This is a genomic window from Aquabacterium sp. (assembly GCF_014378415.1).
Lineage (GTDB): Bacteria > Pseudomonadota > Gammaproteobacteria > Burkholderiales > Burkholderiaceae_C > Aquabacterium.
Map to the genome: position 1 here is coordinate 1 of NZ_JACMNS010000100.1, position 10,081 is coordinate 10,081.

Annotated in this window: 14 protein-coding genes; 11 read left to right on the plus strand and 3 right to left on the minus strand. The window is 61.2% G+C overall.

Annotated features, from left to right (window positions below; genetic code table 11):
• Positions 1-83 precede the first annotated feature (83 nt).
• Entirely contained in the window at positions 84-365 is a 282-nt protein-coding gene (locus H7225_RS08940) for a hypothetical protein (RefSeq protein ID WP_290660969.1), read from the minus strand.
• Positions 366-518: 153 nt separating this feature from the next.
• Here H7225_RS08940 and H7225_RS08945 point away from each other — a divergent pair, with 153 nt between their 5' ends.
• From H7225_RS08945 to H7225_RS08995, 11 genes are read left to right on the plus strand one after another with little or no spacing between them, the layout of a single operon-like run.
• Positions 519-722, plus strand: coding sequence for a hypothetical protein (locus H7225_RS08945; RefSeq protein WP_290660970.1), 204 nt, complete (start codon positions 519-521; stop codon positions 720-722).
• 6 nt (positions 723-728) lie between these two features.
• Positions 729-1,928 carry an acetate/propionate family kinase gene (locus H7225_RS08950; RefSeq protein WP_290660972.1) on the plus strand — a complete coding sequence of 400 codons (1,200 nt, stop codon included), beginning with the start codon at positions 729-731 and terminating at the stop codon, positions 1,926-1,928.
• The gene (gene atpD, locus H7225_RS08955; protein ID WP_290660974.1) at positions 1,925-3,376 is read left to right on the plus strand and encodes a F0F1 ATP synthase subunit beta; all 1,452 of its coding nucleotides are present in this window, start codon (positions 1,925-1,927) and stop codon (positions 3,374-3,376) included. The genes H7225_RS08950 and atpD overlap by 4 nt, the downstream gene beginning before the upstream one ends.
• Positions 3,366-3,755 carry a F0F1 ATP synthase subunit epsilon gene (locus H7225_RS08960; protein WP_290660976.1) on the plus strand — a complete coding sequence of 130 codons (390 nt, stop codon included), beginning with the start codon at positions 3,366-3,368 and terminating at the stop codon, positions 3,753-3,755. The genes atpD and H7225_RS08960 overlap by 11 nt, the downstream gene beginning before the upstream one ends.
• Entirely contained in the window at positions 3,748-4,053 is a 306-nt protein-coding gene (locus H7225_RS08965; protein WP_290660978.1) for an AtpZ/AtpI family protein, read from the plus strand. The genes H7225_RS08960 and H7225_RS08965 overlap by 8 nt, the downstream gene beginning before the upstream one ends.
• Positions 4,046-4,399, plus strand: coding sequence for an ATP synthase subunit I (locus tag H7225_RS08970; protein WP_290660980.1), 354 nt, complete (start codon positions 4,046-4,048; stop codon positions 4,397-4,399). The genes H7225_RS08965 and H7225_RS08970 overlap by 8 nt, the downstream gene beginning before the upstream one ends.
• Entirely contained in the window at positions 4,389-5,093 is a 705-nt protein-coding gene (locus tag H7225_RS08975) for a F0F1 ATP synthase subunit A (protein WP_290660982.1), read from the plus strand. The genes H7225_RS08970 and H7225_RS08975 overlap by 11 nt, the downstream gene beginning before the upstream one ends.
• Before the next feature lie 35 nt (positions 5,094-5,128).
• Positions 5,129-5,410, plus strand: coding sequence for a F0F1 ATP synthase subunit C (locus H7225_RS08980; protein WP_290660984.1), 282 nt, complete (start codon positions 5,129-5,131; stop codon positions 5,408-5,410).
• A gap of 3 nt (positions 5,411-5,413) precedes the next feature.
• Complete coding sequence (locus tag H7225_RS08985) at positions 5,414-6,193, plus strand: F0F1 ATP synthase subunit B (protein ID WP_290660986.1); 780 nt, start codon at positions 5,414-5,416, stop codon at positions 6,191-6,193.
• Positions 6,193-7,761 (plus strand): alternate F1F0 ATPase, F1 subunit alpha, encoded by a 1,569-nt coding sequence (locus H7225_RS08990; protein ID WP_290660988.1) that lies wholly within the window; start codon positions 6,193-6,195, stop codon positions 7,759-7,761. Before H7225_RS08985 ends, H7225_RS08990 begins: the two co-directional genes overlap by 1 nt.
• Positions 7,758-8,669 carry a F0F1 ATP synthase subunit gamma gene (locus H7225_RS08995; protein ID WP_290660990.1) on the plus strand — a complete coding sequence of 304 codons (912 nt, stop codon included), beginning with the start codon at positions 7,758-7,760 and terminating at the stop codon, positions 8,667-8,669. The genes H7225_RS08990 and H7225_RS08995 overlap by 4 nt, the downstream gene beginning before the upstream one ends.
• A gap of 74 nt (positions 8,670-8,743) precedes the next feature.
• On the opposite strand, the gene H7225_RS09000 is transcribed toward H7225_RS08995, so the two are convergent.
• A complete protein-coding gene (locus tag H7225_RS09000) occupies positions 8,744-9,073 on the minus strand; it encodes a hypothetical protein (protein ID WP_290660992.1) in 330 nt (109 codons plus the stop codon).
• A 70-nt stretch (positions 9,074-9,143) separates the two neighbouring features.
• Positions 9,144-9,734, minus strand: a complete 591-nt coding sequence (locus tag H7225_RS09005; RefSeq protein WP_290660993.1) for a YSC84-related protein — start codon at positions 9,732-9,734, stop codon at positions 9,144-9,146.
• Between the last annotated feature and the right edge of the window lie 347 nt (positions 9,735-10,081).

Below are 10,081 nucleotides of genomic sequence, written 5' to 3' on the forward strand. Positions count from 1 at the left end.
CCGGTGGTCTGGACACACCCGTGATTGGACTCGTCAGGACACAGTCCTCCTCAATCCAGACAAATCCAACAGTGGAGAACCACTCAAAAAAGCAGCTTGAGCTTAAGTTTTTTGCGACAAATGGTTTGACAACCGCCGATGGTGAGCATGGTACGGGCAATGGTCATGTCGATCTCCTGTTCAAGCAGGCTATGCTGATGCACGAGGAGGATGCTGTCAGTGCGGTGGCACACACCCACGACTGCGGAGAGCGCAATGCCCACTGGTTCGGATCTCCGCAGGCTTGTCGGTGTGCTGCCGCACAGACCGCGGTATGCCCCATTCGCACAATGGGTGATTGCAGCATGGAACGAAATGGCGGCCATGAGTCCAGTCGACGTACACGCCGCGCACATGTCCTACGACGGGGCGATGCGTGAGTGGCCATTCTGTTTGGTCGATGCTTTGCAGCGTGGCATTTTTTTCTGGCCCTGCTCCGCCAAGGCGGCAATGAAGAAATCGCGATCACTTCACGGCCCATGGCCACCGTGCTGCGCTATGACCTCACCTTCATGGCCGACGCGCAAACGGCGGGCGTGGTGGTAGGCGTCCGGGTGCCGGTGATCCTGACCAGCCGGGCTGACACTGCGGCGGTGCGCCGCTTCTCCGCCGCCGTGGCCGTTCTGTATGCCGACGCGTTGGCCCGCAATCACACCAGCATCCTGCCCGATCGCGAGGATTGAGCCGCCATGACGCAGACCATCTTTGTGTTCAATGCAGGCTCGACCAGCGTGAAGTTCGGTGCCTATGCCGTCGATGACGTCGATGAGTCTGGGGCATTGGCGCTGCTGTGTCACGGTCAGGTAGATGGCATGCAGGACGCCCCCCAGTTCCTTGTCAGGAGTGCGTCCTCAGAGCCTTTGGGCAGGCATGAATGGGGCGCCGGCCACTCCATTGATCATCAGACGGCCCTTCATTTCATCGTGACTTGGCTGCAAGCTGATTTCAAGGGCATGAACGTGGTGGCGGCTGGTCACCGCGTCGTGCTTGGCGGTGCGCGATTTGAGGCGCCGGTCCTGATCAAGGACGACATTCTGGTCTACCTGACGTCGTTGGAGGCGGTGGAGCCTTCGCATCAGGCCTTGAATCTCAATGGGGTTCGCGCACTCGCCAAGGTGTTTCCGGGTTTGCCTCAGGTGGCTTGCTTTGACAGCTCATTTCACCGCACGATGCCAGAGGTGGCTCAAACCTATGCGTTGCCGCAAGACGTGCGCGATGCGGGCGTCAGGCATTGGGGATATCACGGTACCTCTTATGACTACATCAGTAGGCAGATTCCCAAGTTCGCACCTGATGCCAGGCGTGTAGTCGTTGCCCACCTCGGCGGCGGGGCCAGCATGTGCGCCATGCTGGATGGACGCAGCATTGAGACCAGTATGGGCTTTGGCGCCATGTCGGGTTTGCCGATGGCCACACGCCCGGGCGATGTCCCGCCGGAGGTGCTGTGCTACCTGCTGCGCAGCAAATTGTTCGATGCCGCTTCGCTGGAGAAGATGCTGTATGAGCGCGCTGGCTTGCTGGGCTTGTCTGGCATTAGCGACGACATGAAGGTGCTGCAAGAGAGTTCAGATCCACGGGCGGTGAACGCGGTGGCGTATTTTGTGCACGCGATGTTGAAGTACCTCGGTGCCTATGTCGCCATCCTTGGCGGCTTGGACGCCGTGGTGTTCACGGCCGGTGTCGGCGAGCACTCAGCCCCGGTGCGCGCCGCGCTGTGCCGCAAACTGGCCTGGTTGGGCGTGAAGTTTGACGAGCAAGCCAACAAGGCCAATGGGCCACGCATTTCCTCGCCCGACAGCAAGGTGTCGGTTTGGGTCATTCCCACGGACGAGGAAGGGATGATTGCTCAGCACACCCTGAAGCTTGTAGGATGTCTTTCGCAGCCATGACTTCGGACAAAGACAACATCGCGGTGCTGACCCCCGCGTACAAATCAAGCGCCGAAGCGCCCAATGTCGGCGCGGTTGTGGCTGTGCGTGGCAGTGTGGTTGACGTTCGCTTCGATGAGCATCTGCCTGCCATCCAGACGCTGCTGCGCATGGGCGACAAAGACCAGATCGTCGTAGAGGTCCTGGCCCAGACCGACTCGCATCATGTGCGTGGCATTGCGCTGACCCCCACTCAGGGACTGGCTCGCGGCATGGCGGTGCGGGACACCGGGGGCCCTTTGAAGGCGCCTGTCGGCAAAGCCATTTTGTCGCGCATGTTTAACGTCTTTGGCCACACCATCGACCGCGAAGCGGATCTGGCCGATGTCCAGTGGCGCTCCGTTCACCGGGCGCCGCCACCGCTGGCAAAACGATCCACCAAATCCGAAATATTCGAGACGGGGATCAAGGTCATCGATGTGCTCGCCCCGCTTGAGCGCGGTGGCAAGGCCGGTCTGTTCGGGGGAGCGGGCGTGGGTAAGACCGTGCTCCTCACTGAAATGATCCACAACATGATTGGGCACCAGGAAGGCGTCAGCATCTTTTGTGGCATTGGCGAGCGCTCACGCGAAGGTCAAGAGCTCTACAGCGACATGAAGGCCGCCAAGGTGCTGCCCAACATGGTGATGGTTTTCGCGCAGATGAACGAGCCACCGGGGGCGCGCTTTCGGGTGGGGCACGCGGCTCTGACAATGGCCGAGTATTTCCGGGACGACGAGCACCGCGACGTGCTGCTGCTCATCGACAACATCTTCCGATTCATCCAGGCTGGTGCAGAGGTCTCGGGGCTATTGGGGCAGATGCCCTCACGTTTGGGATACCAGCCCACCATGGGCACTGAACTGGCGGGCCTGGAAGAGCGCATTGCCAACACCGACGCGGGCGCCATCACCAGCATCCAGGCGGTGTATGTGCCGGCGGATGACTTCACCGACCCGGCAGCGGTGCATGCCTTTTCGCACCTTTCCGCTTCGATCGTGCTGTCGCGCAAGCGGGCAAGTGAGGGCCTGTTTCCGGCCGTGGATCCTCTGGCATCGAACTCCAAGATGGCTACGCCGGGCATCGTGGGTGAGCGGCATTACGCCTTGGCGCAAGAGATACGGCGCACGCTGGCGCAGTACGCGCAACTCAAAGACATCATCGCCATGCTCGGCTTGGAGCAACTGTCGCCTCAGGACCGCAGCGTGGTGACCCGCGCCAGGCGCCTGGAGCGGTTTCTCACGCAACCGTTCTTCACGACCGAGCAGTTCACAGGGCACGCTGGCAAGCTGGTGAGCCTGGCCGATGCTTTGAACGGCTGTGAGCGCATTCTCAAGGACGAGTTCAAAGACTACCCGGAGCGTGCGCTTTACATGATCGGCACGATCGATGAAGCGAAGAAGGAGGGGGCGCCCAGTGATGAACCTTAAGCTGCTCCTGCCCTTTCAAGTCTTTGCCCAGGAAAGCGGGGTGTCCCGCATGGTCGCAGAGTCGCGCGAAGGCTCGTTCGGCATTTTGCCGCAGCGCCGTGACTGCGTCGCAGCCCTGGTGCCTGGCATCCTGATCTACGAAACCGCGGCGCAGGGCGAGGTCTGTGTGGCCATCGACGAGGGCGTCCTGGTCAAGATCGGACCGGATGTGTTGGTTTCTGTGCGTCGCGCGATGGGCGGAAGCGACCTTGCCCAATTGCACGAGGTGGTGCAGCGGGAGTTCCTGCTCCAACGTGAACAAGCGCAAGGCGTGCGCGACGTCATGGACAAGCTGGAAGCAGGTTTCTTGCGTCGTCTCTCGGGGTTTCGACATGGCTGAAGAGTTTGTACAAAAAGCCGGCGCGAAGGCCGCTCGCAAGATCAAGGCACGCCGCGATGCCTCGCAGGGCGTGTGGTTCGGCCTGGGCATGATGGGACTGATCGGCTGGTCGGTGGCGGTGCCAACGCTTGCGGGTGCGGCACTCGGTCTATGGCTGGACGAAAGGCAGGCGGGTGCACATTCCTGGACCTTGGCCTTGCTTGTCGGGGGCCTCTGCCTTGGCTGCTTGAACGCATGGCATTGGGTCGCCAAGGAAGACAAGGCCATGCAGGATGAGTTGGAGGAGGGCCATGAATGAGGTTCTGGCATCGGTCTACGCGTCGGCTTCCGTGTTGGCGCTGTGTCTGGCTGGATTGGCAGGCGTGGCAATGGGCGCCTTGTTCTTCGGCGGCCTGTGGTGGACTACGCATCGCGCGGCGACCTCGCCAACGCCAGCACTGTGGTTCTCAGGCAGCTTGTTGCTGCGCATGGGCAGCGTGCTATGGGGCTTTGGGGCAGTCGCCAACGGCCAATGGGAGCGGATGCTGGCTTGCCTTGTCGGGTTTGTCGTCGCGCGCACGGTTGTGCTGCGGCTGAGAGGGCCAGCCCAGCTTCCCCGCGCTCAATCGGACACAGCATCGCCGGAGATCAACCATGCGCCTTAGCCCTGACGAGTTGATTTTCTGGCAGCATGGGTTTGTCAAACTCAATGCCACCATCGTTTTCACCTGGGGGTTGATGCTCGTGCTGGCGATCGGTGCCAGGCTCATAACCCGCAGGCTCTCGAAGGATGAGCGCCAGCGTACACGCTGGCAGAACCTTCTGGAGATCATTGTCACGATGATTCAAACCCAAATCAAAGAGGTGGGCCTGCGCCAGCCGCGCAAGTACATCGGTTTCCTTGGCACCTTGTTCTTGTTCGTGGCCTCAGCGAGCGTTTGCACCGTGATCCCTGGCTATGAGCCGCCCACTGGTTCGCTGTCGACCACCGCGGCGCTGGCGCTGTGCGTGCTGGTGGCCGTGCCTTATTTCGGTATCGCAGATCAAGGCTTGGGCGGCTACCTGGCGTCCTACGCTGAGCCGACCATCATCATGCTGCCGTTCAACATCATCAGCGAAGTGTCACGCACGCTGGCCTTGGCGGTGCGCTTGTTCGGCAACATGATGAGCGGGGCGATGATCATCGCGATCTTGCTGACCATCACCCCCTTCATCTTCCCGGCGATCATGACGGTGCTGGGCCTGCTCACGGGCATGGTGCAGGCGTACATATTTTTTGTCCTTGCCACGGTCTACATCGCGGCGGCACTGCATGGGCGTCAACCCGCGCCGGTAACGGTCGCGCCAAGCGCTTCTTAAAACGCAAGAGCGCGCACATCAACCAAGGAATCACCATGGACATCACATCCATCATCGCCGTGGCCTCTATCGTCACCGCGGGCTTTACCATCTGCATCGGCGTCATTGGCACGGCACTGGGAGAAGGCTATGCCGTCTCATCGGCGCTCAGTTCGCTGGCACAGCAGCCCGACGCATCCTCAACCATCACACGCACACTTTTCGTGGGCTTGGCGATGATCGAGTCCACAGCCATTTACTGCTTCGTGGTATCGATGATCCTGATCTTTGCCAACCCGTTCTGGAACTTCGCGATCGCCCACGCAGCAGGGAAGTAGACCATGCTCATCGACTGGTTCACCGTCGGGGCGCAGGCACTGAACTTCATCATCCTTGTGTGGCTGATGAAGCGGTTTCTCTACAAGCCCATATTGGACGCCATTGACTCGCGAGAAAAGCGCATCGCTGATTCCCTCGCGGATGCCGATGCCAAGCAAGCCGAGGCCCATAAGGAGCGCGACGAGTTCCAGCACAAGAATGAAGCGTTCGACCAGCAACGTGCCGCGCTGCTGAGCCAGGCGACAAAGGAGGCTCAAGCCGAACGCCAGCGGCTTCTCGATGAAGCCAGGCAGGCCGCGGATGCGCTGAGCAGCAAGCGCCAGGAAGCATTGAGAGCAGACGCTGGGCGCTTGAACCAGGCCATCGTCCAGCGAACCCAGCAAGAGGTGTTTGCCATCGCCCGCAAGACCTTGTCGGATCTGGCCTCCACCAGCCTGGAGGCCAGCGCGGTTGAGTTGTTCATACAGCGGCTGAGCGCGTTGGACGGCCAATCCAAGACCAGCCTTGTCAATGCGCTCAATGCCGCGCCCAGCCTCGCGATGGTACGCAGCGCGTTCGAGCTGCCTGCGGCTCAGCGTCAATCCATACAGGCTGCCGTCAACGACACCTTTTCCACAAAGATCGATTTTCGATTCGAAACAGCTCCCGACTTGGTCTGCGGCATTGAGCTCAGCTCGAACGGGGTGAAGGTGGCCTGGAGCATCGCCGATTACCTCGGTTCGCTGCAAATTGGTGTTGGCGAGTTGCTGGCACCGCAGCCCCAAGCCAGGGCAGCAAACTGATGAGCGCTGCGCTGGAAGACCTGGACAGCGTGTTCGACCAAGTGTTTTCGGGTCTCAGTCAGGCGCGCCTGCACTTTGAGCCCGCATTGGTGCCGCGCGAGGTCGGCACCGTCATCTCCGTATCGACCGGGATCGCGAGGGTATCGGGCCTGCCTGGCATCGGTTTTGAAGAACTGATTCGCTTCCCAGGCGATGTATTTGGCATCGCTTTCAACGTGGACGAGGACGAGATTGGCGTGGTGCTGCTCGGCGACCACGCAAAAATTCATGCCGGCGACGAAGTCGAGCGCACCGGCCGTGTGACGGATGTGGCGGTGGGTGACGGCTTGCTGGGCCGTGTGATCAATCCACTCGGTGTGCCGCTTGATGGACAAGGGTCCGTGGTGGCAGAAGTGCGATTGCCCATCGAACGCCCCGCAGCGCCCATCATGGACCGTGCGCCGGTGACCGTGCCATTGCAAACGGGCCTGAAGGTGATCGATGCGCTCATTCCCGTTGGCCGTGGCCAACGGGAACTGATCCTGGGTGACCGACAAACCGGCAAGACCGCCATCGCCATCGACGCCATCCTCAATCAGCAAGATCAGGCGGTTGTGTGCGTCTATTGCGCCATCGGTCAAAGGGCTTCCGCCGTGGCCAAGGCCATTGCCGTGTTGCGCACCGCAGGTGCAATGGCTTACACGGTGGTGGTGGTGTCCGAAGGCAATGACCCGCCTGGTCTGGCCTATATCGCGCCCTATGCCGCCACCAGCATTGCCGAGCACTTCATGCAAGCCGGCCGCGATGTGCTGATCGTCTACGACGATCTCACGCAACACGCACGCGCCTACCGCGAACTGTCGTTGCTGCTGCGCCGTCCGCCCGGCCGAGAGGCCTTTCCTGGCGACATCTTCTACATCCATTCGCGCCTGCTGGAGCGATCGACACGCCTGCGCAAGGAACTGGGCGGTGGTTCGCTCACCGCCTTGCCCATCATTGAGACCGAAGCGCAGAACATGTCGGCCTACATCCCCACCAATTTGATCTCCATCACCGATGGGCAGATCGTGTTGTCGCCGTCTTTGTTCGAATTGGGCGTGCTGCCCGCCGTCGATGTGGGCAAGTCGGTGTCGCGCGTGGGTGGCAAAGCCCAGCGGGCGGCTTACCGCGCGGTGGCGGGCGACCTCAAGCTCGCTTACGCGCAGTTCGAAGAGTTGGAAACCTTCGCGCGCTTCGGCGCGCGGCTGGACGACGCAACCCACCAATCGATCGAACATGGCCGGCGCATCCGTGCCTGCTTGAACCAGGCGCAGTCCAGTCCGGTGCGTGTGCCTGCCCAAATCGCTGTCCTGCTGGCATTGGGTGGAGGGCTGTTCGACCCGGTGCCCATGGACAAGATGGCCGACGCCGAGCGCGCAGTGCGCGATGCCGCGACGCAGATCCCGGTGGATGTGGGCAAAAGGCTAGAGACCGCTGACAAGCTGCGCGACGATGATCGTGACGCCATTGTTGCCATCGCTCGCCGGGCGTTGGCGCCTTTCCAGCCCTCGCCCAAGCCCGACCACAAAGTGGGTGAGGGCTCGCCATGAGCAACACCACGGCCAGCCTGCGTCGCCAGATCGACAGCGCGGCAGACCTTCAGGCCGTCGTGCGCACGATGAAGGCACTCGCCGCGTCGAGCATCGGGCAATACGAGCAGTCGGTGCAAGCCCTGGCCGACTATGACCGCACCGTTGAGCTGGCCCTGGGGGCCTGCCTTCGGCGCATGGGGCCGATGCCCTCAGGCGCCCCCAAACTCAAGCCAGCCGCGGCGACCATGGTGAGCGCGGTGGTATTCGGGTCCGACCAAGGATTGGTGGGGCGCTTCAACGAGGCGGTGGCAGACCATGCGGTAGCATCGCTGGCGGCGCTGGCCAAGCCAGGATCGGCGCCCAAGTCGCACTCGGCGCCCCGCGTTTGGGCTGTGGGTGAGCGCGTCCATTCGCGGTTGACCGATGCGGGTGTGCAGCCAGTGGGACGATTCGCTGTGCCCACGTCGATCGGCGGCATCGTTCCGTTGATCGGGCAGATCCTGACAGAAAGCCAGCGCCATGGCGGTCATGGCATGAACGCCGAGCTGCACCTCTTCTACAACAGCCCCGCCACAGGATCGACCTTTGCGAGCGTCGGCCAGAAACTGCTGCCATTGGACGAGGACTGGCGACGCAGCCGTGCCGAGATCAAGTGGCCTGCCCAACATCTGCCGGAGGTCATCGGCGGTGCGGCAACCCTGGGCCCGCTGATCGGCGAATACCTGTTCGTTTCGCTGTTCCGGGCCTGCGCGGAATCCCTGGCCAGTGAGAATGCAAGCCGCCTGGCCGCGATGCAACGCGCCGACAAGAACATCGATGAGGTGTTGGCGACGCTGCGTGGCGACTTTCATCGCCTACGCCAGAGCCGCATCGATGAGGAGCTGTTCGACGTGATCTCGGGGTTTGAAGCGCTGAACCGCCAATGATTCCTTTTACAGGCGACTGAAGGATGTCTGTGCCAGTTGATATCGACGTCGTGAACAAGCGCACAAAATCCGGTTCAAGTTCGATCTGCATGGCCGTCTTGCTCAAAGATGGCCGTCAGGGCCTTCTCCAACTCCAACCCTATGGTTTCGAGTATGCCCGTGAGCCCTTCGCCGCGCTTGCTGGCGGCGGCGGCATCGCTCTTGGATTGGGCTCGTATTGCGTCAAGCTCTCCGGCGAATTGGGCACGGTCTGTCTGAAACTTGGCGAAACGTGCTTCTGCTTCATGCGGAATGGTTTGCGTTGTCCGCAGCGTTGCCGCACGTTGCATCAACTCGTCGATGTGACGCAGGTGGGACTGTGACGCGCGAATGTGTTGCTCAACGAGATGGGTGATTTGATCCATGATGGCCTTGAGAGGTGATCAGTATGCTGAGTGCCGAGACCGGCCAGTGTTGGCTTTCGGCACTGGTGAATCACTGCATCGGCGACTCAGTGACTTTCATGCCTTGCACAGATGCCCCGATCTCCAGTCCGCCATTGGCGAGCACAAAGCCCACCACGGGTTGACGCATCGTCTCGGTGTCCACGGTCCCATTGGCGCCGATGTTGGCCACGGCCACGGTGGCATCAACCCCGGCTGTCCAGCCTTTGCTGGCGCGAAACTTATCGAGTGCCTCTGTCGTCGTGAACATGTAGACGATGGTCTTGGACTGCACGCCCACCTGCCAACCCACCGAACCGACGGCGATGGTGTAGTAGCGCCGAACGCTGTCGCTTGAGCGGAGGGATCCACGTCCATATTCGGCGCCAAGACCCAAGCTGCCGCCCACAACCGAAGGGAAAACGAGGATGCCTTTGGCCTTGGCACCCATTTCCCGAGCGCCTGGCACATCGCTATACAGCCTGGACAGTGCGGTGTCGGTCTGTGCATCCACCGTCGCCTTTGACGATGGAGCAGAGGCGCTTCCACCGGGCGACGTGGTCGTGCAGCCGGACAATGCCATGCTACCAAGCGTGAGCGACAACGCGATAACCAATGGACGGAGCAGCGTATAGGCTGGCATGTGAGACTCCTTTGATGGTGCGTAATTCGGGCTCAAACCATGTTGGCTCGGAGCCGATAAAGGGGTTGAGCTTGGCGGCAGGAAGCTCCCCTGTCTGTGCGTCAGCGTACGAATGAAGCGAGCCCTCTAAGCGTGCTCTGGGGCCAAAACCCTGTCGAGCTTGTCCTCGATCTCACCGAGGTAGGCCGACATGGTGTGCGTTGCTTCCCCCCTGAGTCAGACTAGTTGTCGCTCCCCCGAGTTTGTGGATAACCCACATAGGAGCACCACCCATGAAAAGAAATCGACATTCCAGAGAATTTGAAAACCAGGCATTGATCAAGGTGCGAGAGCGCGGAGACCGAAGC

What these genes read in the sequence shown, in the direction of transcription:
- H7225_RS09000 (WP_290660992.1), bottom strand. Translation starts at nt 9,073, where the DNA reads ATGGATCAAATCACCCATCTCGTTGAGCAACACATTCGCGCGTCACAG.
- H7225_RS08945 (WP_290660970.1), top strand. Translation starts at nt 519, where the DNA reads ATGGCCACCGTGCTGCGCTATGACCTCACCTTCATGGCCGACGCGCAA.
- atpD (WP_290660974.1), top strand. Translation starts at nt 1,925, where the DNA reads ATGACTTCGGACAAAGACAACATCGCGGTGCTGACCCCCGCGTACAAA.
- H7225_RS08985 (WP_290660986.1), top strand. Translation starts at nt 5,414, where the DNA reads ATGCTCATCGACTGGTTCACCGTCGGGGCGCAGGCACTGAACTTCATC.
- H7225_RS08965 (WP_290660978.1), top strand. Translation starts at nt 3,748, where the DNA reads ATGGCTGAAGAGTTTGTACAAAAAGCCGGCGCGAAGGCCGCTCGCAAG.
- H7225_RS09005 (WP_290660993.1), bottom strand. Translation starts at nt 9,734, where the DNA reads ATGCCAGCCTATACGCTGCTCCGTCCATTGGTTATCGCGTTGTCGCTC.
- H7225_RS08970 (WP_290660980.1), top strand. Translation starts at nt 4,046, where the DNA reads ATGAATGAGGTTCTGGCATCGGTCTACGCGTCGGCTTCCGTGTTGGCG.
- H7225_RS08960 (WP_290660976.1), top strand. Translation starts at nt 3,366, where the DNA reads ATGAACCTTAAGCTGCTCCTGCCCTTTCAAGTCTTTGCCCAGGAAAGC.
- H7225_RS08950 (WP_290660972.1), top strand. Translation starts at nt 729, where the DNA reads ATGACGCAGACCATCTTTGTGTTCAATGCAGGCTCGACCAGCGTGAAG.
- H7225_RS08990 (WP_290660988.1), top strand. Translation starts at nt 6,193, where the DNA reads ATGAGCGCTGCGCTGGAAGACCTGGACAGCGTGTTCGACCAAGTGTTT.
- H7225_RS08940 (WP_290660969.1), bottom strand. Translation starts at nt 365, where the DNA reads ATGGCCGCCATTTCGTTCCATGCTGCAATCACCCATTGTGCGAATGGG.
- H7225_RS08980 (WP_290660984.1), top strand. Translation starts at nt 5,129, where the DNA reads ATGGACATCACATCCATCATCGCCGTGGCCTCTATCGTCACCGCGGGC.
- H7225_RS08975 (WP_290660982.1), top strand. Translation starts at nt 4,389, where the DNA reads ATGCGCCTTAGCCCTGACGAGTTGATTTTCTGGCAGCATGGGTTTGTC.
- H7225_RS08995 (WP_290660990.1), top strand. Translation starts at nt 7,758, where the DNA reads ATGAGCAACACCACGGCCAGCCTGCGTCGCCAGATCGACAGCGCGGCA.